Origin of the sequence: Sedimentitalea nanhaiensis DSM 24252 (assembly GCF_000473225.1) — a bacterium.
Classification (GTDB): domain Bacteria; phylum Pseudomonadota; class Alphaproteobacteria; order Rhodobacterales; family Rhodobacteraceae; genus Sedimentitalea; species Sedimentitalea nanhaiensis.
On record NZ_KI421509.1, the window covers coordinates 40235 to 59616 of the forward strand.

The 19382-nt window shown below is 58.5% G+C and carries 22 protein-coding genes; 19 read left to right on the top strand and 3 right to left on the bottom strand.

Features of this window, described 5'->3' with window-relative positions:
- The first annotated feature begins 42 nt into the window (after positions 1–42).
- From fabF to NANH_RS0101805, 19 genes are all read left to right on the top strand, one after another.
- Complete coding sequence (fabF, locus tag NANH_RS0101715; RefSeq protein ID WP_027260483.1) at positions 43–1308, top strand: beta-ketoacyl-ACP synthase II; 1266 nt, start codon at positions 43–45, stop codon at positions 1306–1308.
- Positions 1308–2462 (top strand): endolytic transglycosylase MltG, encoded by a 1155-nt coding sequence (gene mltG / locus NANH_RS0101720; protein ID WP_027260484.1) that lies wholly within the window; start codon positions 1308–1310, stop codon positions 2460–2462. The genes fabF and mltG overlap by 1 nt, the downstream gene beginning before the upstream one ends.
- Before the next feature lie 222 nt (positions 2463–2684).
- The gene (locus NANH_RS0101725; RefSeq protein ID WP_245601371.1) at positions 2685–3023 is read left to right on the top strand and encodes a hypothetical protein; all 339 of its coding nucleotides are present in this window, start codon (positions 2685–2687) and stop codon (positions 3021–3023) included.
- Entirely contained in the window at positions 2974–4317 is a 1344-nt protein-coding gene (locus NANH_RS0101730) for a terminase large subunit domain-containing protein (protein ID WP_175543399.1), read from the top strand. The genes NANH_RS0101725 and NANH_RS0101730 overlap by 50 nt, the downstream gene beginning before the upstream one ends.
- Before the next feature lie 137 nt (positions 4318–4454).
- Positions 4455–5642: a phage portal protein gene (locus tag NANH_RS0101735; protein WP_027260487.1), complete on the top strand. Its 1188-nt coding sequence runs from the start codon at positions 4455–4457 to the stop codon at positions 5640–5642.
- Positions 5635–5862 carry a GTA head formation protein, RCAP_rcc01685 family gene (locus NANH_RS0101740; RefSeq protein ID WP_027260488.1) on the top strand — a complete coding sequence of 76 codons (228 nt, stop codon included), beginning with the start codon at positions 5635–5637 and terminating at the stop codon, positions 5860–5862. Before NANH_RS0101735 ends, NANH_RS0101740 begins: the two co-directional genes overlap by 8 nt.
- A gap of 35 nt (positions 5863–5897) precedes the next feature.
- Positions 5898–6455 carry an HK97 family phage prohead protease gene (locus tag NANH_RS0101745; protein WP_027260489.1) on the top strand — a complete coding sequence of 186 codons (558 nt, stop codon included), beginning with the start codon at positions 5898–5900 and terminating at the stop codon, positions 6453–6455.
- A 36-nt stretch (positions 6456–6491) separates the two neighbouring features.
- Positions 6492–7673: a phage major capsid protein gene (locus NANH_RS0101750; RefSeq protein WP_027260490.1), complete on the top strand. Its 1182-nt coding sequence runs from the start codon at positions 6492–6494 to the stop codon at positions 7671–7673.
- Positions 7674–7841: 168 nt separating this feature from the next.
- A complete protein-coding gene (locus NANH_RS0101755; protein ID WP_027260491.1) occupies positions 7842–8441 on the top strand; it encodes a head-tail connector protein in 600 nt (199 codons plus the stop codon).
- Complete coding sequence (locus NANH_RS0101760; protein WP_027260492.1) at positions 8438–8776, top strand: head-tail adaptor protein; 339 nt, start codon at positions 8438–8440, stop codon at positions 8774–8776. Before NANH_RS0101755 ends, NANH_RS0101760 begins: the two co-directional genes overlap by 4 nt.
- Positions 8773–9186, top strand: a complete 414-nt coding sequence (locus NANH_RS0101765; RefSeq protein WP_027260493.1) for a DUF3168 domain-containing protein — start codon at positions 8773–8775, stop codon at positions 9184–9186. The genes NANH_RS0101760 and NANH_RS0101765 overlap by 4 nt, the downstream gene beginning before the upstream one ends.
- Before the next feature lie 24 nt (positions 9187–9210).
- Entirely contained in the window at positions 9211–9624 is a 414-nt protein-coding gene (locus NANH_RS0101770) for a phage major tail protein, TP901-1 family (protein ID WP_027260494.1), read from the top strand.
- 4 nt (positions 9625–9628) lie between these two features.
- Positions 9629–9949, top strand: a complete 321-nt coding sequence (locus NANH_RS0101775) for a gene transfer agent family protein (RefSeq protein WP_027260495.1) — start codon at positions 9629–9631, stop codon at positions 9947–9949.
- On the top strand, positions 9946–10149 hold the full coding sequence (locus NANH_RS0101780) for a rcc01693 family protein (protein ID WP_027260496.1): 204 nt from the start codon (positions 9946–9948) through the stop codon (positions 10147–10149). The genes NANH_RS0101775 and NANH_RS0101780 overlap by 4 nt, the downstream gene beginning before the upstream one ends.
- Positions 10142–10801: a phage tail tape measure protein gene (locus tag NANH_RS0101785; RefSeq protein ID WP_027260497.1), complete on the top strand. Its 660-nt coding sequence runs from the start codon at positions 10142–10144 to the stop codon at positions 10799–10801. Before NANH_RS0101780 ends, NANH_RS0101785 begins: the two co-directional genes overlap by 8 nt.
- Positions 10802–10825: 24 nt before the next feature.
- Positions 10826–11458 carry a DUF2460 domain-containing protein gene (locus NANH_RS0101790; RefSeq protein WP_027260498.1) on the top strand — a complete coding sequence of 211 codons (633 nt, stop codon included), beginning with the start codon at positions 10826–10828 and terminating at the stop codon, positions 11456–11458.
- Positions 11458–12345 carry a DUF2163 domain-containing protein gene (locus NANH_RS0101795; protein ID WP_027260499.1) on the top strand — a complete coding sequence of 296 codons (888 nt, stop codon included), beginning with the start codon at positions 11458–11460 and terminating at the stop codon, positions 12343–12345. Before NANH_RS0101790 ends, NANH_RS0101795 begins: the two co-directional genes overlap by 1 nt.
- On the top strand, positions 12345–12794 hold the full coding sequence (locus NANH_RS0101800; RefSeq protein ID WP_027260500.1) for an NlpC/P60 family protein: 450 nt from the start codon (positions 12345–12347) through the stop codon (positions 12792–12794). The genes NANH_RS0101795 and NANH_RS0101800 overlap by 1 nt, the downstream gene beginning before the upstream one ends.
- The gene (locus NANH_RS0101805) at positions 12794–16714 is read left to right on the top strand and encodes a baseplate multidomain protein megatron (protein WP_027260501.1); all 3921 of its coding nucleotides are present in this window, start codon (positions 12794–12796) and stop codon (positions 16712–16714) included. The genes NANH_RS0101800 and NANH_RS0101805 overlap by 1 nt, the downstream gene beginning before the upstream one ends.
- A 50-nt stretch (positions 16715–16764) precedes the next feature.
- Here NANH_RS0101805 and modC read toward each other — a convergent pair whose 3' ends face one another.
- Genes modC through modA form a run of 3 tightly spaced genes read right to left on the bottom strand, consistent with a single transcriptional unit; the run spans position 16765 to position 19330 of the window.
- On the bottom strand, positions 16765–17850 hold the full coding sequence (modC, locus tag NANH_RS0101810; protein ID WP_027260502.1) for a molybdenum ABC transporter ATP-binding protein: 1086 nt from the start codon (positions 17848–17850) through the stop codon (positions 16765–16767).
- Positions 17847–18545 carry a molybdate ABC transporter permease subunit gene (gene modB / locus NANH_RS0101815; RefSeq protein ID WP_027260503.1) on the bottom strand — a complete coding sequence of 233 codons (699 nt, stop codon included), beginning with the start codon at positions 18543–18545 and terminating at the stop codon, positions 17847–17849. The genes modC and modB overlap by 4 nt, the downstream gene beginning before the upstream one ends.
- A complete protein-coding gene (modA, locus tag NANH_RS0101820; RefSeq protein WP_027260504.1) occupies positions 18542–19330 on the bottom strand; it encodes a molybdate ABC transporter substrate-binding protein in 789 nt (262 codons plus the stop codon). Before modA ends, modB begins: the two co-directional genes overlap by 4 nt.
- Positions 19331–19382: the final 52 nt, after the last annotated feature.

Here is a 19382-nt window from a genome sequence, read left to right on the forward strand (position 1 = left end):
GTAAGAGCGGTGCGCAACAAATGGCTGGCAAGAGGGCAATTCATGCGCAGAGTAGTCGTAACGGGGCTGGGGCTGATTACCCCTTTGGCCAGTGGTGTCGAGGAAAGCTGGTCGCGATTGCTGGCCGGGCAATCCGGTGCAGGCCCGATCAAGCAGTTTGATGCGGTCGCCAGCGGCGTGACGACCACCTATGCCTGCGAAGTTCCCCAGGGCGATGGCAGCGACGGCACCTTTAATGCCGATGACTGGCTGGCCCCCAAGGAACAGCGCAAGATCGACGATTTCATCCTTTACGGTATCGCGGCGGCTGATATGGCCGTGCACGATGCCGGGTGGACTCCGGAAGACGAAGAAGACCGACTGCGCACCGGGGTGATGATCGGATCGGGGATCGGCGGGCTGAGTTCGATTGCCGATACGGCGGTGATGATCAAGCAGAAGGGCCCGCGCCGGGTGTCGCCGTTCTTTATTCCGGGTGCACTGATCAATCTGATTTCGGGCCAAGTCAGCATCCGGTTTGGGTTCAAGGGGCCGAACCACGCGGTGGTGACGGCCTGTTCGACCGGCGCGCATGCCATCGGCGACGCCACGCGGCTTATCCAGCACGGCGATGCCGATGTGATGATCGCGGGTGGTGCCGAGGCGGCGATTTGCGAGATCGGCATCGCCGGTTTCAACGCGTGTAAGGCGCTAAGCACCAAGTTCGCAGACAATCCGCAGGCGGCGAGCCGCCCGTATGATGCGGATCGTGACGGGTTTGTCATGGGCGAGGGCGCAGGCATTGTGGTGCTGGAGGAATATGAGCATGCCAAGGCTCGCGGAGCCAAGATCTATGCCGAGGTTCTGGGCTATGGCCTGTCGGGCGATGCCTATCACATCACGGCCCCTTCCGAGACCGGCGACGGGGCTGAACGATCGATGCGGGCGGCACTGAGGCAGGCGGGGCTGGAGCCAGCCGACATCGATTACATTAATGCGCACGGAACCAGTACGATGGCAGATACCATCGAACTGGCTGCTGTCGAGCGGATGATGGGCGATGCGGCGTCCAAGGTCACCATGTCGTCAAGCAAGTCGATGACGGGCCATTTATTGGGGGCTGCCGGGGCAATTGAAGCGATTTTCTCGATCCTTGCGATCCGCGATCAGGTCGCGCCACCGACAATCAATCTGGATAACCCGGCGGTGGATACGGTTGTGGATCTGGCCCCGAATGCCAAGCGAGAGCGTGAAATCAACGTTGCCTTGTCCAATTCATTCGGGTTTGGCGGCACCAACGCGAGTGTCCTGTTCGGGAAAGCCGACTGATGTGGCGCGGCCTTGCTTCGAACATGCTGACATTTCTGATTGTGGGTCTTTTCCTGCTGGTCGGGTTCATTCTCTGGGGGCAGTCGCAATACACGGCACAAGGCCCGTTGGAGCAAGCCATTTGTCTGCGGGTCGAGCGTGGCTCGAACATGGGTGCGGTTAGCCGCGATCTGGAGCGACAGGGTGCGGTTTCCAACGGCACCATCTTCCGACTGGGCGCGGATTACGCCGACAAATCCGCTTTGCTGAAGGCTGGCAGTTATCTGGTCCGGCCGGGCGTCTCGATGGAGCAGATTGTCGAGCAGGTCACACGTGGCGGGGCAAGCACGTGCGGTACGGAGATCGTATATCGGGTTGGGGTCACCCGGACCGAGGCGCAAGTGCGCGAGTTGGATCCAGCCAACAACCAGTTTGTCGAGGTTGCCGCGTTTGACCCTGCCGGGGAAGACATTCCTGCCATCTATACCGAAAAACGTGCTGAAGCTGACACGCGGTACCGGATCGCTCTGGCGGAAGGTGTGACCAGTTGGCAGGTGGTCGAGGCTGTCAAGGCGATGGATGTGTTGAGCGGTGATGTGACGGATTTGCCAGCCGAAGGTATGTTGGCGCCGGACAGCTATGAGTTGGTTGACGGTGCGGACCGGAGTGCCTTGCTTGCGCGGATGCAGGAAGTTCAAACCCTGCGCATCGCCGCCGCCTGGGAAAGCCGTCAGGATGGTTTGCCGCTGAACAGCCCCGAGGAAATGCTGATCCTGGCATCGATTATCGAAAAGGAGACCGGGGTTTCCGAGGAGCGCAGGCAAGTGGCCAGTGTGTTCATCAACCGGCTGAACCAGGGTATGAAGTTGCAAACCGATCCGACGGTAATTTACGGCATCACCCAGGGGCAAGGTATTTTGGGGCGCGGCTTGCGGCAAAGCGAACTGCGTCGCCAAACGCCGTGGAACACCTATGTGATTAACGGCTTGCCGCCGACACCAATTGCCAATCCCGGAATGGCCAGCCTGGAGGCAGCGGTTGCGCCAGCGAATACGGATTACGTGTTTTTTGTTGCGGATGGGACCGGCGGGCATGCTTTCGCCACCACGCTGGAGGAGCACAATCGGAACGTTGCCAAGTGGCGTGAGATCGAAGCGGATCGGGCCAATAATTGAAGCCGTGCCGTTTGTTCGGCGGGGGCCGCTTGGACGGAAGTTAGGAGTTTCTTAACTATACCTTACGGTTAGAAGGTTTATCCGCTCCGAATTTGCTTGACTTAGCGAACGGTCTCGCGTATAGGTTGTGTCATGCTAGAAGAAGTGGGCGAACGGCCGCGGGAATTCCCGTAGGCCGTTTTTTCGTTTCTCTCGTGCGGAGAAGTTCAACGCATGAGGTAGATGAGCAAAATGACTTTGATTACCCCGGAGGAGCGCATTCTGCGAACGGCTGAATTGTTTCAGTCGGTCGAAAAGACGCTCATAAGATTGCGTCAGCAGGCAGAAGATCTGCGTAAGCAACTGGCAGCCGGGGAGGAAACAGATCTTGTTGATGGTAGTAAGCAAGTTGCGGCGGTCGAAAGGCTGATCGGGGCTTGCCAGAAGGTGGAGATGAGCCTTGTCGAGCAGCAAAGGAAACAAGAGGGAATTGTTAGAGGCGGATACGCCCTTGATATGGACGCCGCTCGGATTGAGATCGGGTGCCGATTGGCTCGCCTCAAAAGATGTTGCGATACGTGATCAGTTTTTGGATTCACTTGGGGAGGGAGGGCTTTGCGCCCTCCCTTTTCTTTTCGAGTTTTGGGCACTGGAGCATCAACTGCCGCCCGAGGGAAATTGGCGGTCGTGGGTGATCATGGGGGGACGAGGCGCGGGCAAAACCCGGGCTGGGGCAGAATGGGTGCGCAGCCAAGTTGAAGGTGCGCGGCCGCTGGATCCGGGAAAGAAAAAGCGCGTGGCATTGGTGGCGGAAACGTTCGATCAGGTTCGCGATGTAATGATCAAGGGCGAAAGCGGAATTCTGGCCTGCTCGCCACCAGACCGGGTGCCAACTTGGAAAGCGACCGAACGCAAACTGGTCTGGGACAATGGTGCCGAGGCGCAGGCGTTTTCGGCCAATGATCCAGAAGGGTTGCGGGGACCGCAGTTCGATGCGGCCTGGGTTGATGAACTGGCCAAGTGGAAAAGAGCTCAGGACACTTGGGACATGTTGCAATTCGCGTTGCGGCTCGGAGAGCAGCCGCAGGTTTGTGTGACGACGACGCCGCGCAATGTCGGGGTGTTGAAGGATCTGTTGGGATCGCCGTCGACCGTGGTGACCCACGCCCCTACAGAAGCGAACCGGGCCAATCTGGCAGAGAGCTTCCTGGAGGAAGTGCGCAGTCGCTATGCCGGAACGCGATTGGGGCGTCAGGAACTGGATGGGGTGCTGTTGGCCGACGCCGAGGGGGCGTTGTGGACGACGGATATGGTGCAGGCTGCGCGCGTGAGCAGCATTCCAAAACTGGACCGGGTGGTCGTTGCATTGGACCCCGCCGTCAGTGCCGGGGCAGGTGCAGATGATTGCGGTATCGTCGTGGTCGGCGCGCAAACCCAGGGGCCGCCACAGGATTGGCGAGCTTATGTGCTGGCCGATTGTACGGTTCAGGGTGTTGGACCCACGGGATGGGCCCGCGCCGCAATTGCGGCAATGGATCAATATGGGGCAGAACGGCTGGTGGCCGAGGTCAATCAGGGTGGGCAGTTGGTCGAGGAAGTGGTTCGTCAGATAGATGCCCTGGTGCCGTACAAGGCGGTACATGCTTCGCGAGGCAAGGTTGCAAGGGCGGAGCCGGTTGCGGCGCTGTATGAACAGGGGCGGGTGCGCCACGCCAAGGGCCTGGCCGAGTTGGAAGAACAGATGTGCCTTATAACCCCACGTGGCTATGAGGGTCGGGGTAGTCCTGACCGAGTTGACGCGTTGGTCTGGGCCTTGCACGAGCTGATGATCGCCCCAGCTGCCCAATTTCGGCGTCCTCGAATCCGTACTCTGTAGCGCCGCGCGTAAGGGGGTGTTGCCGGACCACCGTACGGTGGGTTTTTCGAATTTTGCCAATCATCAGGCAAAAGGTTCGCAACGGACCGGTCGGCGCGGATCAGGCGTGCGGCGATGATCAGATAGGAGCATCGATTATGGTATTTGATTTCTTGCGGCGCGGCACAGCTTCCCAAGTGCCGGAGACCAAGGCAAGCGCGACAGGGCCGGTTGTGGCCTATCACAGCGCGGGTCGGGTAGCCTGGAGCCCGCGGGATACGGTGTCGCTAACGCGGACAGGGTTTTCGGGGAACCCGGTCGGGTTTCGTTCGGTCAAGTTGATTGCGGAAGCGGCAGCGGCATTGCCTCTGGTATTGCAGGATCGCTGCCAACGCTTTGAAACTCATCCGGTGCTGGCGTTGATCATGCAGCCCAACGCCGCCCAGGGGCGCGCCGAACTGATGGAGGCGCTGTTTGGTCAATTGCTGTTGTCCGGCAATGCCTATGTCGAGGCGGTCGCTGGGGAAGATGGGGTGCCGCTGGAACTGCACGTTCTGCGGTCGGATCGTATGAAGGTGGTTCCGGGTGCCGATGGTTGGCCCATTGCCTATGACTATAGTGTTGGTGCGAAGAAGCATCGGTTCAATGCGACGACGGCGGTTTCGCCGATCTGTCACATCAAGTCGTTCCATCCGCAGGATGACCACTATGGGTTCTCGCCGATGCAGGCGGCAGCAATGGCAGTGGACGTGCATAACAGTGCTTCGCGTTGGTCGAAGGCGTTGTTGGACAATGCCGCGCGGCCCAGTGGAGCGTTGATTTTCAACAGTTCCGATGGTCATGGGGCCATGGCCGACGACCAGTACCGCCGCTTGTCCGAGGAAATCGAGGCAAACTATCAGGGGGCTCGCAATGCTGGCCGCCCGATGGTTCTGGAAGGGGGGCTGGACTGGAAGCCGATGGGGTTCTCGCCCAGCGATATGGAATTCCAGAAAACCAAGGAATCCGCAGCGCGCGAAATTGCTCTGGCCTTTGGGGTGCCGCCGATGCTGATCGGCATCCAGGGTGACGCGACCTATGCCAACTACCAGGAAGCGAACCGCGCCTTTTATCGGTTGACGGTACTGCCGTTGGCGACGCGGGTGGCGTCGGCTCTGGGCGACTGGCTGTCACAGTTCAGTGGCGATGAACTGGAGTTGAAGCCCGATCTGGATCAGGTTCCCGCGCTGTCGGCCGAACGCGATGCACAGTGGTCGCGCGTTTCGGGAGCTGATTTTTTGACGACAGCTGAAAAGCGGGCGTTGCTTGGATTGCCAGCGGTTCCCGAAGGCGGTGCGGATGAATGACGGCGGTCGCAGGTTTGAGGCTTTTGAATGTGCGCCGGGATTGCGGTTGGCCGCTCATGAACGCGTGAGCCAGATCCATCACGATAACCTGGTGCGCCGCCTGGATCGGTTGGACCAGATGATGGAGCGGCTGGAAAAGCGGCTGTGGCTTACGGTTTATGGCGTGGTCGCCGTAATTCTGAGCCAGGCGGTGCAATCCTTTCTCGCAGCAGCGCCGTAAGTGAGGGAATCACAATGGATTACAAGGAGTGTGTTATGACTACTGACACCGGGCTGGAGCATAAGTTTGCCAAGTTTGGCGATGGGCTGAGCGTTTCCGAAGATGCGGTGATCGAAGGATATGCGAGCCTGTTCGGGCAAGCCGATCAAGGTGGCGATATTGTGCAAAAGGGTGCCTATGCCAGGTCGATAACCGCGTTGGAAAAAGCCGGTCGGCGGGTCAAGATGCTGTGGCAACATGACCCTGCGCAGCCAATCGGTGTCTGGGACGTGGTGCGCGAAGATGGCGAGGGGCTTTGGGTCAAGGGCCGCCTGCTGGACTGCACGCTGAAAGGGCGTGAAGCGGCAGCGTTGATTGCAGCCGGAGCCATTGACGGACTGTCGATCGGATATCGCACAACAAAAGCGAGTAAGAATGACAAGGGCCAGCGGCTCTTGACGGAACTGGAGCTTTGGGAGGTGTCATTGGTGACCTTTCCGATGCTGCCCAGTGCGCGGGTGGCGGCCAAAAGCGAAAGCTTGGAGGCGGAAGCCACGCTGCGTGAATTGGCGGCGACACTGGAACGTGCGCGGCTGGAGCTGGCGCGCCGCTGAGGGCGCCTATCACTCACCCAAAAACAGGATGTTCCGATGAGCAAGACCGAAACGGCGGCCATGGCCGGAGAAGGTGCGCCCCTGGTTCAGGAGGTGAAGCAGGCGATGACCGGCTTCGTCAGCGAATTTAAGGGGTTTCAAGGTGAAATTGAGAAAAAAATTAAACAAACGGAAGAGCGACTGACCATGCTGGATCGTAAATCGAAATTCGCGGCACGCCCGCATTTGTCTGCATCCACTGATGAAGGTGCGCCGCATCAAAAGGCGTTTAATGCCTATCTGCGCTCGGGCGACGATGATGGGTTGCGCGGTCTGGAACTGGCCGGCAAGTCCATGACCACCGCTGTAAACAGCGATGGCGGGTATCTGGTGGATCCGCAGACGTCTGACACGGTTCAATCGGTGCTGCACTCCACAGCTTCGATCCGTGCGATTGCCTCGGTCGTCAACGTCGAGGCCACCAGTTATGACGTGCTGGTGGATCACACCGACGTTGGTGCTGGATGGGCAACGGAAGCTGGTTCGCAGAGCGAAACAAGCAGTCCGCAGATTGACCGGATCACAATTCCGCTGCACGAGCTGAGTGCTTTGCCGAAGGCAAGTCAGCGCCTGCTGGATGACAGTGCCTTTGATATCGAAGGCTGGTTGGCCGGCCGCATCGCGGACAAGTTCTCGCGTGCGGAAGCGGCGGCATTTATCAATGGTGACGGTCTGGACAAGCCGCGCGGCGTGTTGAACCACTCCAAGATCGACAACGATGTCTGGGCCTGGGGAAGCATTGGATATGTTCCTACCGGCGTAGATGGAGACATTGACGACGGCGATGCGATAGTCGATCTGGTTTATGCTCTGGGTGCGCAATACCGCGCCAATGCGACTTTTGTGATGAATTCCAAGACCGCAGGACTGGTTCGCAAGCTCAAGGATGCGGATGGGCGGTTCCTGTGGTCGGATGGTCTGGCAGCGGCAGAGCCGGCCCGGCTGATGGGGTATCCGGTGGTGATTGCCGAGGATATGCCGGATGCGGCCAACGATTCCTATTCGATTGCCTTTGGCGACTTTCACGCTGGCTATACCATTGCAGAACGCCCTGATCTGCGTGTTCTGCGAGATCCGTTCAGCGCCAAGCCGCATGTCTTGTTTTATGCCACCAAGCGCGTAGGCGGGGATGTTTCCGACTTTGCTGCGATCAAGCTGTTGAAATTCGGCGTCGCCTAAACGGCACCGGGTACAGGGCCGGTAACCCGGCTCTGTGGTGGGCACGTGCCATGGGAAACCCTCCTTGTTGTCTAGCTGCTCCCCTCCGTCCGAGCAACTTGGGGCGGCGCGTGCCCACCGTTTCCAGATGAATTGGCCCAGAGGGGTCCGACCTTGCGGAGTGAAGTGATGATGTTGATCGAAGAGGTGACCGTCCCGGATGCGGCGTTGCCGGTGGCAGAGTTCAAGGCGCATTTGCGGCTGGGAACCGGGTTTGGCGAGGATAGTTTGCAGGATGGCGTTCTAAAGGGTTTCCTGCGGGCGGCCATTGCAGCGATCGAAGCCCGCACAGGTAAGATTCTGATTTCCCGTGAATTTACATGGTCGTTAACAGGTTGGCGCGATCGCTCAGGTCAGATCCTGCCGGTTGCTCCGGTGACCGCAATCACCGGTGTCACCTTGATTGACGAACTTGAGGTTGAGACCGAAATGCCGGCCGATCAGTTTCGACTGGAGCAGGATAGCCAGAGGCCGCGTATTCGACCCGCCGGGAGCCTGTTGCCGATGGTGCGCACTGGCGGGGGTGTTCGCATCGGTCTTACGGCCGGGTATGCGAGCGAATGGGGTCGGTTGCCGGCCGATCTTGGTCAGGCGGTTCTGCTGTTGGCGGCGCACTACTATGAATACCGGAACGAAACTGCGCTGAGCGACGGGTGCATGCCGTTTGGGGTTTCCAGCCTGATTCAGCGGTATCGGTCGATGCGGATTGGAATAGGAGCGGGAATATGAGCTTGCCGCAATTGAACCGCCGACTGGTGCTGGAGGCTCCTTTCAGGGCACCCGATGGCGCGGGAGGATATGCCGAGATCTGGCAGGCGCTGGGCGAGCATTGGGCCGAGGTTCGTACCCGCACAGGGGGGGAAAGATCCGAGGCCGGCGTTCCGGTTTCGACGGTGACCTACAATATTGTGGTGCGTGGCGCCCCCTACGGTTCAGCCGCGCGACCGATGCCAGAGCAGAGATTTCGGGACGGTGAGCGCCTGTTCTTGATCCAGGCGATTGCGGAACGTGATCCAGAGGGCCGTTTCCTGACCTGTTTTGCAGAGGAGGAGATCGTGACATGAGCTATGGCATGGCGGCCGCGTTGCAGATGGCAGTCTATCAACGGCTGATGAGCGATACCAACGTGAGCGGAATCGTCGGCGACGCAATCTATGATGCCTTGCCGCCTGGGGAAATCCCCAGCCTGTACGTCACGCTTGGCCCCGAGTCGGTTCGGGATCAATCCGATCAGACGGGCGATGGAGCGATGCATCTGTTCACCGTGTCCGTGGTTACTGACGGTGCGAGCTTTGTTCGTGCAAAAGGGCTGGCCGCTGCGATCAGTGATACGTTGGTAGATGCCGACCTAACCCTGGATCGCGGTCGTTTAGTGGGCGTGTGGTTTGACCGTGCTACCGCCAGGCGTACGGGCAAGGCAGGACGCGTTCGGCGCATAGATCTGAGATTTCGCGCGCGCGTGGAAGACAGTTAACCAATCAAACTTTGGAGACACGAAATGGGTGCTCAGAACGGCAAGGATCTGTTGGTCAAGGTAGACATGACCGGTGACGGTCTTTTTGAAACAATTGCGGGGCTACGTGCAACGCGGGTTAGCTTCAATGCGGAAAGTGTAGACGTGACCAGTTTGGAAAGCCAAGGCGGGTGGCGCGAGCTGTTGTCGGGTGCGGGTGTGAAATCGGCCGCCATCTCTGGGTCAGGTGTGTTCAAGGATGCGGGAACCGACGAACGGGCGCGGCAGCTGTTTTTCGATGGCGAAACGCCGGAATTTCAGGTGATCATTCCGGACTTTGGCATCGTTGAGGGGGCGTTTCAGGTAAGCTCGATCGAGTATTCCGGCAGCCACAACGGCGAGGCAACGTATGAGTTGTCGATGGCCAGTGCTGGCGCTCTGACTTTCACGGCGCTTTAGACCAATGGCTAATCCGTGGACGGGAGAGGTGGCGCTGGTCATCGATGGGCAGCGGCGGGTGCTGAAATTGACACTTGGTGCATTGGCAGAACTTGAACAGGCACTGCACACGCCTTCGCTGGTGGCGCTGGTGGAACGGTTTGAAGGTGGGTCATTTTCGACTCGGGATGTTCTTGCTTTGATCGGCGCGGGATTGCGGGGGGGCGACAACGACGTTTCGGATGCTGAGTTGCGTAGAGCCGAGATTGAAGGTGGGCCGATGATGGCGGCGCGGGTGGCGGCAGAGTTGCTGGCACGGGCGTTCATGCTGCCGACAGACACATGACGGGCTTTGACTGGCCCGCGCTGATGCGGGCCGGGCTTCAGGGGCTGCGGTTGAAGCCGGAGGATTTCTGGAAGCTTACCCCCGCAGAGTTGCGGTTATTGCTGGGACAGGGAGGTGCACAGGCCCCGCTGTCGCGCGCAGGATTGGAAACGCTTTTGGCGGCCTATCCGGACAAGGAACGAGGAGAGGTCAATGAGTGATCGGAACGGTTCAGAGGACCTGGGCGACAACGCGGAAGCGTTGGAAGATAGCCTTGGAGCTGCGGCGAATATGGCGGCGGGGTTCGACAGTGAATTGCAACGCATGCGCGCGTCTCTGGCGGCGACAGGCAAGGATGTATCGACCTTGGAACGGGGATTGTCCAAGGGGCTGCGCCGAGCGTTTGACGGCGTGGTTCTGGACGGCATGAAATTGTCGGACGCATTGGAAACCGTGGCCAAGTCGATGATCCAGACAACATACAATGCCGCGATTAAGCCGGTGGCAAACCATTTTGGGGGGCTTTTGTCGCAAGGCGTAAGCGGGATGGTTGAAGGTCTTTTGCCGTTTGCGGATGGCGGCAGTTTCTCGCAGGGACGTGTGATGCCCTTTGCAAAGGGTGGCGTCGTGTCCGGCCCGGTGACCTTTCCTATGCGCGGCGGCACTGGCCTGATGGGCGAGGCAGGACCCGAAGCAATTATGCCACTCGCACGGGGTGCGGATGGCAAGTTGGGCGTGCGTAGCGCCGGCGGCCAAGGCGTCAGCGTTGTGATGAACATCAGCACCCCTGATGTGCAGGGCTTCAATCGCAGCCAGGGGCAGATTGCGGCGCAGATGAGCCGTGCATTGGGGCGTGGAAATCGCAACCGGTAACATGGACGAGAAGGGGAGAAAGTGATGAGCTTTCATGAAATCAGGTTTCCCGCATCGCTGAGTTTTGGCTCGGTCGGTGGGCCAGAACGGCGTACGGATGTCGTTACATTGGCGAATGGGTTCGAAGAGCGCAATACGCCTTGGGCACATTCGCGCCGTCGCTATGATGCCGGTTTGGGCATGCGTTCACTGGACGACGTTGAGATCCTGATTTCGTTTTTCGAGGCGCGGCGTGGGCAAATGTTTGGGTTCCGATGGAAAGACTGGTCTGACTTCAAGTCGGGACGCGCGTCGGCGGAAATCTCTTGTGAAGATCAGGTGATTGCTATCGCGGACGGGCGAACTTCGGAATTTCCGTTGGTGAAGACCTACCAATCGGGGGCTTTTAGCTATGTCAGGCCTATCAAGAAGCCGGTTCCCGGCACGGTACGGATCGGTGTCGAGCAGGATGAGTTGCGTGAGGCGCTGGATTATGAAGTCGATACCGCGAGCGGTATGGTTCGTTTCCTGAAGACGCCGGCAGAGACCATGCGTATCACCGCAGGTTACGAATTTGACGTGCCGGTGAGATTCGACACTGATCGCATTCAGACCAGCGTGGCGAGCTTTCAGGCCGGAGATGTTCCGAATGTTCCAGTGGTCGAGGTGCGGGTCTGATGGTTGGGCTGGACGATGCTTTTCAGGCACATGTGAGATCAGGTTTGACGACTTTGTGTCGTTGCTGGGCCATTATTCGAAAGGATGGCCTGACCTTTGGATTCACAGATCACGATCTGACACTGGAATTCGATGGAGTCACCTTTAAGGCCGACGCGGGGCTGTCGGCACTTGCGCTGCAACAAAGCACTGGCCTGTCGGTGGACAACACCGAAGCGATCGGCGCGCTCAGCGATGCTTCGGTGCGTGACGAAGATATTGAAGCGGGACGTTTTGACGGTGCTGAGGTCCGTGCCTGGTTGGTCAACTGGCAAGATGTCAACGTGCGTTGGCTGCAGTTTCGTGGGTCGATTGGAGAGCTGCGTCGCAGCGGTGGTGCCTTTCATGCCGAATTGCGCGGTTTGACTGAGGCATTAAACCGGCCCTTGGGTCGCGTGTTCCAGAAACCGTGTACAGCAGTGTTGGCGGACGCCGGATGCCGGTTCGATTTGGATGCTCCGGGGTACTCTAGCCTGCGAATGGTTGAGAAAGTTGAATCGTCTCGTATGTTTCGCTGGCAGGGTATGACGGATTTTGAACCTGGTTGGTTTGCGCGAGGCCGACTTTCAGTCAAGTCTGGCGATGCCGATGGGTTATGGGGAACAATCAAGAAAGATTGGTTCGATGGCACAATCCGGGTTGTCGAATTGTGGGAGCCCATCCGCGCAAAAGTGATGGCCGGCGATGAGGTCCGCCTAGATGCCGGATGTGACAAGCGTATGGAGACTTGCCGGTTAAAGTTTAACAACATTTTGAATTATCAGGGATTTCCGGATATTCCGGGCGAAGATTGGGTTATGGCGACACCCAAGCAATCCAAGGCGAACACCGGCGGGAGCCTGCGTTGATGTCAGATCGCAAACGCATTGTAGAAATCGCGCGGAGCTGGATTGGGACACCATATCGCCATCAAGCCGCATGCCGTGGCGCGGGCGCGGATTGTCTGGGCCTGGTGCGGGGAGTTTGGCGCGAATTGCTGGGAGCGGAACCGGAGGCAGTTCCGGCATATTCGATGGATTGGTCCGAACCGCAGGGTGAAGAACGTTTGTGGGCCGCTGCCAAACGCCATTTGCACAGCGTTGTTTTGGGTGAGTTGGCTTTTGATCCCGGTGATGTTGTCCTTTTTCGAATGCGCAGTGGTTCTGTGGCCAAGCATCTTGGGATCATCGCCGAAACTAAGCACAGTTCGTCATTTGTTCACGCGTATGCAAATCATGGTGTCGTCGAAAGCCCTCTGAGCGCGCCTTGGAAAACGCGCATCGTGGCGCGTTTCAAATTTCCTATGGAGAATTTCTGATGGCTACGATTCTACTTTCAGCTGCAGGTGCGGCCATTGGAGGCGCGGTTGGCGGTACTTTGGCGGGGCTGTCGTCGGTGGCGATCGGCAGGGCAGTCGGCGCGACCTTGGGGCAAGTGATCGATCAACGTCTTTTGGGACAGGGGTCCGAGCCCGTCGAGACCGGCCGAGTCGATCGGTTTCGACTAACAAGTGCCGGCGACGGGGAACCGATTGCTCAGGTTTTTGGTCGGATGCGTGTGGGTGGGCAGGTTATCTGGGCATCAGATTTCCTGGAGACCACGAGCACGACCGGCGGCGGAGGAAAGGGAAGCCCAGGTGAGCCCGAGATTACGTCGCACAGTTATTTTGTGTCGCTTGCTATCGCCGTTTGCGAGGGTGAGATTTCGTCAATCGGGCGTGTTTGGGCCGATGGCGAAGAGGTTTCTCGCGATGACCTGAATATGAGAATCTACACTGGATCCATGGATCAACTGCCTGATGCGGTGATCGAAGCAATCGAAGGCCAGGGCGCAGTGCCAGCCTATCGCGGTACGGCATATGTGGTCATGGAGAACATTGGTCTAGGACGGTACGGAAATCGGGTTCCGCAATTTTCGTTTGAAGTCGTGCGCCCGGAGCAAGCGGCGTCAAAGAGTTATGATCATGAATTGCCGCAGCTCATCAAGGGCGTGGCATTGATGCCCGGCACCGGGGAATACACGCTGGCGCAATCATCTGTACACTACACCAAAGGACCAGGCAGCAGTTGGGCAGCCAATACAAATAGCCCATCAGGCCGATCCGATATGGTTACGTCAATAGACATGTTGAAAGAGGAGCTGCCGGCCTGTTCCGCCGTGTCGCTTGTTGTATCGTGGTTTGGCAATGATTTGCGCTGCGATTCCTGCCAGATTACCCCGAAGATCGAACGGGCCAATATCGATGGCAAAAACATGCCGTGGACTGTAGCTGGGTTAACACGATCTACGGCAGAGCAAATCGTTCGAGAAGACGACCGCCCGATCTACGGCGGCACGCCGGCGGATGCTGCAGTTGTCGAAGCAATCAAGCACATGAATGCTTCCGGAAAACGGGTGATGTTCTACCCCTTCATTTTAATGGACCAGCTTTCCGGGAACGGATTGAAAGACCCATGGACCGGAAAGCCGGAGCAACCCGTATTGCCTTGGCGGGGTAGAATAACTCTTTCGGACGCCCCTGGGACCGCAGGGTCGCCGGATGGAACGCTGGAGGCTGATGCGCAGGTTGCCAAGTTCTTTGGATCGGCAAGTGCCAATGATTTCCGTGTATTAAATGGCAAAGTCAACTACTCAGGCCCTGAGGAATGGGGGATGCGCCGTTTCATCCTCCACTATGCTGCGCTCTGCAAAGCAGCGGGCGGGGTAGCTTCGTATTGTATAGGTTCGGAAATGAGGGGGCTGACGCAGATCCGAGGCGCAAACGAATTTCCATCGGTGTCCGCGATGAAGGATCTTGCGGCCGAGGTGCGTCAATTATTGGGGCCGGAGACCAAGATCGGTTATGCCGCTGACTGGTCCGAGTATTTTGGATACCAGCCTCAGGATGGCAGCGGTGACAGGTATTTTCATCTGGACCCGCTTTGGGCGGATGAAAATATCGATTTTATCGGAGTCGATAATTACATGTCGCTTTCGGATTGGCGCGAAGGCGAAAGTCATGCCGACGCTAAATGGGGAAGCATTTATAATACGGACTATTTGGCGGCTAACATCGAAGGTGGTGAAGGCTATGATTGGTATTATCATTCGCCAGAAGCCGAAGCGGCGCAGATTCGAACACCGATTGAGGACGCGGCGCACGGCGAACCATGGATCTGGCGCTACAAGGATCTACGCAACTGGTGGCAAAACGAGCACTACGAACGGATCGGTGGGGTGCGGCGGTCCGCTCCAACCGCTTGGATACCGCAATCCAAGCCGATTTGGTTCACCGAATTCGGCTGTGCTGCAATAGATAAGGGGACAAACCAGCCAAACAAATTCCTGGACCCTAAATCATCGGAGTCGAGTGTGCCTCGGGGTTCAATTGGACTGCGCGACGATTTTATCCAGCACCAGTACTTGAAAACAATCCTGAGCTATTGGGGGGACGAAACCAAAAATCCGGTGTCCGAGGTCTATGGAAAATCCATGATCGACATGGAGAATGCCTATGTCTGGGCGTGGGATGTCCGTCCATTTCCCGCATTTCCGAACACCCGGATACAGTGGAGCGATGGTGCAAATTACGCACGTGGACATTGGATCAATGGGCGGGTTGGGTCTCGTACCCTCACTTCGGTTGTGGAAGAAATCTGTCGCAACTCGGGTATCGCAGATGTGGATACAAGCGAGTTGTTTGGGATGGTACATGGCTATGTCTTGGATGAGGTAGCCAATGCGCGTTCAGCGCTTCAGCCGCTCATGTTGCGGTACGGCTTCGATGCCATCGAGCGAGATGGCGTGCTGCGCTTTGTCACGCGAAATGGCAAGAACGTTCGGGTTTTGGAGAAAGAAGACCTGGCGGAATCTGGCGATCTGGACAGTTTGCTGGACAAGACCCGGGATGCAGAAGCAGAGATGACGGGTCGGGTTCGAGTTCGTTTCGTCCAGGCTGGCGCGGATCACGACATTGTTGCCGAAGAGGCTGTCTTGCCAGATGCTGCGACTCATGCTGTGACGTCCAGTGATCTACCTTTGGCAATGTCGCGCGCCGAAGGTCGTCAGGTGGTCGAGCGTTGGCTGACCGAAGCCCGCGTGTCTCGCGACAAGGCACGTTTTGCGTTACCTCCTTCAAAAATGGAGCTGGGCGCAGGGGATATCGTTCGGTTGCCTTTCGTCTCGGAAGGTGATGACGCAGTGTATCGAATTGATCGCATTGAACAATCGGAATTGCAGATCGTAGAGGCCGTGCGAATTGAGCCCGCAGTATACACCCCATCTGAAATTGCGGATGACACGCCCGGAACAAAGGCGTTTGTGCCTCCATTACCCGTGTTTTCCCTCTTTATGGACCTGCCTCTGATCAGCGGAGACGAAGTTCCGCATGCTCCGCATCTCGCAGTTTCGGCAATACCTTGGCCGGGCTCGGTGGCGATGTATGCGTCGCTTTCCGACGAAAATTATACTCTGAGCCAAGTGATTTCCAAACGCAGCGTGATTGGTATCACGGAAACACCGTTGTTCGCTGCATCCACCGGAGTTTGGGATCAGGGTGCCGCTCTGCAAGTCAAAATCCTATCTGGGGCATTGGAGTCGCGCGACGCGAATGCTATTCTGAACGGAGCAAATCTTGCTGTTATTGGAGACGGTTCGAGTGGAAACTGGGAATTATTTCAATTCCAGAGTGCGGAATTATTGAAAGAGGGCTGCTATCTTTTGTCGACGCGCTTGCGTGGTCAATTGGGAAGTGATGGCTTGATGCCGGATGCGTGGCCGGCTGGATCGTATTTCGTTCTGTTGAACGGTGCGCCTGGGCAAATCGAATTGAGCAGCGCACAGAAGAGGATCGCCCGCCATTTTCGTATCGGGCCAGCACAACGCGGCTATGATGATCCTTCGTATACGCATTTGGTTGAGGCATTCGATGGCAACGGTCTGCGCCCCTATCCACCATGCCACCTCTCAGTTTCTTTGGAAAACGGAGCTGATATCAACGTCAACTGGATTCGCCGTACAAGAATAGAGGGCGACAGTTGGGAACTGCCGGATGTTCCATTAGGCGAAGATAGTGAATCCTATTTGATCCGCGTTCGGAATGGCGCGACGGTGCTACGTGAGGCGATGGTCACTTCACCCCATTGGACATATAGCGTTTCTATGCAGGCGGAGGATAACGTAACCTTCCCTGCGCGAATAGAGGTTGCACAGATGTCGGCCCGATACGGCCCCGGTCTGTTTGCAAGTATTGGCGTGTGAAGGTCGGTGGGTGCGCCCGAAGCGGTTGACCTTGCGCGACGGGAAGAACGTCAGCCCGCTCCAATATCCGTGCGCGCGATCGAAACCGATTTGATTACAGCGTAAATTGCGTCACCGGTCCGTAGTTCCATTGCATCGGCGGACCGGCGGGTGATGCGGGCCAGTAGCCGGTCCTGGCCGGACTGAATTTGCACGATGACCCCAGGACCGCTGCCTTCGCGAATTGCGATAATGTGCACGGGCAGGATGTTAAGCGCCGACAGGCCCATTGGGGCAACGCGTGACAGAAGGACGTCTTGGGCGAGGATTCGGACGCGGGTCGGCGATCTTTCTGGAATGTTCATCCGGGGCAAAAACAGGCGACCACCCGAAAACGCGAGTTCGGTCAGCCCGTCGGCGTGATGGGCACGGACGGTTGCCGACAGGACTGCGCCCGCCTCGCGCACGCCAAGTTGGCGCACCATATCCGGATCGGACAGGACGACTTCGGCACGGCCTGCGCGCACGACACGTCCCGCTTCCAGAACCACGACCGTGGTGGCCAGTCTCGCGACCTCGGCCACGGAGTGACTGACATACAGGATTGGGATGTCGGTCTGGTCCCGCAGCCGCTCGAGATAGGGCAGGATTTCGGCCTTGCGGGCGGAGTCCAGCGCTGCCAATGGTTCGTCCATCAGCAGCATACGAGGACGGGACAGCAGGGCGCGACCGATGGCTACGCGCTGTTTCTCGCCACCGGACAGTTTTCCGGGGCGACGATCCAGCAGGTCATTCAGGCCAAGCAGAATAGTGACCTCGTTCAAAGAAGGCCCTTTGTTTAGGGCTGCGAACCGTTGCCCATAGGTCAGGTTCTGCCGTACGGACATATGTGGAAACAGACGTCCGTCCTGAAACACATAACCCAGACGCCGCCTATGTACCGGCAGAGATCGCCCGCTGGCCGAATCAAACAGGATCTGACCGGAGAGTTCGATATGTCCCGATTCCGGTCGCAGTAACCCTGCGACGGCGTCGACCACGGTGGTCTTTCCGGTGCCGGACTGTCCGAATAGGGCGGTGATACCGGTGGGGGCCTGAAAAGCGATATGCAAATTCAGTGTGCCCAGTCGGTGTCGGATATCTACTGACAGGCTCATGCGCCGGCCACCCGCCGCGCGGCCCGCCGGGCCAGCAGTTCCGAGACCAGCAACGCACCCATCGCAACGACCACCGAGACCGCCACCAGGCGCAGGGCGGGGTCCTCGCCTCCGGGCACTTGCAGGAAAGTATAGATCGCCGAAGGCAGGGTCTGGGTCTGGCCCGGGATGTTGGATACAAAGGTGATCGTAGCGCCGAATTCTCCCATCGCTTTGGCAAATCCCAGCACCGCGCCGGCGATAAGGCCCGGCAGGATCAACGGCAGTGTCACGGTGGCAAAAACCCACCAGTGTGGCGCGCCAAGCGTGGCGGCAGCCTGTTCCAATTTCGGGTCGACGGCTTCGATTGCCAGGCGCAGGGCGCGTACCAGCAGCGGGAAGGCCATGATCGCGGCCGCCAGCACCGCGCCGGTCCAACGAAAGGCCAATACCAGTCCAAATGTATCTTCCAGCCAGCCGCCGACCGCGCCGCGCCGTCCGAACGTCAGCAACAGCAAGTAACCGGTCACCACCGGCGGCAGGATCAGTGGAAGATGGACCAGGCCATTCAGGACTTGTTTGCCGCGAAATTGCCAGCGCGCCAGCGCATAGGCCACCAGAATGCCGAACGGCAGGCTGAGCAGGGTGGACCAGAAAGATACCTTGAGCGACAGCGCCAATGCCTGCCATTCGGTCGGGCCCAGCCAGTCGCTCATTTGATGGCCGGAGCCAGGCCAAAACCATGGCGTTCAAACACTGCACTGGCCTCTGGGCTGCGCAGATAATTCAGCAAAGCCTGCGCTTCGGGCTGGTTCGGGCCTTTGATCAGCGCGATGGGGTACACGATTGGCGGATGACTGTCGGGGGGAAAGGTTCCTACGACGCGCACCCGGGGGTCGGCGGCAGCATCTGTGGTATAGACGATGCCAAGGGGCGCTTCGCCCATAGCCACCAACATTAGTGCGGCGCGAACGTTGTCGGCCTGCGCGACCCGGTCGCGGACCGTCTCCCAGATCCCCAGAGATTGCAAGGCTGCCCGTCCATACAGCCCAGCAGGCACCGCATCGACCAGTGCCATTGCCAACCGTTCGGTTCCCAGCGCCCCGGCCAGATTGAAGCCCGGCGATATCGGTGGTACCGGACCGACATCCGGGCCGGCAATCAACACCAGGCTGTTGGTCAGCAGGTCAACGCGCGTGTCTGCGACGATCAGCCCGTCCCGTTCCAGGGCATCCATCCAGTCTGTATTGGCCGACAAAAAGATCTGGGCCGGCGCGCCGTACTGAATTTGCCGGGCAAGGGTCGAACTGCCACCATAAGATAGCTGTATCGGGCCGCGGGTCGCACTAAAGCCCTGCGCAATTTCGTCCAGTGCGGATTTCAGGCTGGCGGCGGCAAAAACCGTGATCGGAGCCTGCGCCCGCAAGGATTGCCCCGTGCCACACAGGGTCAGCGCCAGCAGCATTGCGGCGGTCATCCGTCGAAGCAGATGGGCGGGCATTGGAACTACTCTCCGCGTCAGGGGTTCAGTGACAGGTATCGCAAGCGGCCCG

Excerpts from the sequence above, each read along its gene's own strand:
- fabF (WP_027260483.1), top strand. The coding sequence starts at position 43 with ATGCGCAGAGTAGTCGTAACGGGGCTGGGGCTGATTACCCCTTTGGCC.
- mltG (WP_027260484.1), top strand. The coding sequence starts at position 1,308 with ATGTGGCGCGGCCTTGCTTCGAACATGCTGACATTTCTGATTGTGGGT.
- NANH_RS0101725 (WP_245601371.1), top strand. The coding sequence starts at position 2,685 with ATGAGCAAAATGACTTTGATTACCCCGGAGGAGCGCATTCTGCGAACG.
- NANH_RS0101735 (WP_027260487.1), top strand. The coding sequence starts at position 4,455 with ATGGTATTTGATTTCTTGCGGCGCGGCACAGCTTCCCAAGTGCCGGAG.
- NANH_RS0101740 (WP_027260488.1), top strand. The coding sequence starts at position 5,635 with ATGAATGACGGCGGTCGCAGGTTTGAGGCTTTTGAATGTGCGCCGGGA.
- NANH_RS0101745 (WP_027260489.1), top strand. The coding sequence starts at position 5,898 with ATGACTACTGACACCGGGCTGGAGCATAAGTTTGCCAAGTTTGGCGAT.
- NANH_RS0101750 (WP_027260490.1), top strand. The coding sequence starts at position 6,492 with ATGAGCAAGACCGAAACGGCGGCCATGGCCGGAGAAGGTGCGCCCCTG.
- NANH_RS0101755 (WP_027260491.1), top strand. The coding sequence starts at position 7,842 with ATGATGTTGATCGAAGAGGTGACCGTCCCGGATGCGGCGTTGCCGGTG.
- NANH_RS0101760 (WP_027260492.1), top strand. The coding sequence starts at position 8,438 with ATGAGCTTGCCGCAATTGAACCGCCGACTGGTGCTGGAGGCTCCTTTC.
- NANH_RS0101765 (WP_027260493.1), top strand. The coding sequence starts at position 8,773 with ATGAGCTATGGCATGGCGGCCGCGTTGCAGATGGCAGTCTATCAACGG.
- NANH_RS0101770 (WP_027260494.1), top strand. The coding sequence starts at position 9,211 with ATGGGTGCTCAGAACGGCAAGGATCTGTTGGTCAAGGTAGACATGACC.
- NANH_RS0101775 (WP_027260495.1), top strand. The coding sequence starts at position 9,629 with ATGGCTAATCCGTGGACGGGAGAGGTGGCGCTGGTCATCGATGGGCAG.
- NANH_RS0101780 (WP_027260496.1), top strand. The coding sequence starts at position 9,946 with ATGACGGGCTTTGACTGGCCCGCGCTGATGCGGGCCGGGCTTCAGGGG.
- NANH_RS0101785 (WP_027260497.1), top strand. The coding sequence starts at position 10,142 with ATGAGTGATCGGAACGGTTCAGAGGACCTGGGCGACAACGCGGAAGCG.
- NANH_RS0101790 (WP_027260498.1), top strand. The coding sequence starts at position 10,826 with ATGAGCTTTCATGAAATCAGGTTTCCCGCATCGCTGAGTTTTGGCTCG.
- NANH_RS0101795 (WP_027260499.1), top strand. The coding sequence starts at position 11,458 with ATGGTTGGGCTGGACGATGCTTTTCAGGCACATGTGAGATCAGGTTTG.
- NANH_RS0101800 (WP_027260500.1), top strand. The coding sequence starts at position 12,345 with ATGTCAGATCGCAAACGCATTGTAGAAATCGCGCGGAGCTGGATTGGG.
- NANH_RS0101805 (WP_027260501.1), top strand. The coding sequence starts at position 12,794 with ATGGCTACGATTCTACTTTCAGCTGCAGGTGCGGCCATTGGAGGCGCG.
- modC (WP_027260502.1), bottom strand. The coding sequence starts at position 17,850 with ATGAGCCTGTCAGTAGATATCCGACACCGACTGGGCACACTGAATTTG.
- modB (WP_027260503.1), bottom strand. The coding sequence starts at position 18,545 with ATGAGCGACTGGCTGGGCCCGACCGAATGGCAGGCATTGGCGCTGTCG.
- modA (WP_027260504.1), bottom strand. The coding sequence starts at position 19,330 with ATGCCCGCCCATCTGCTTCGACGGATGACCGCCGCAATGCTGCTGGCG.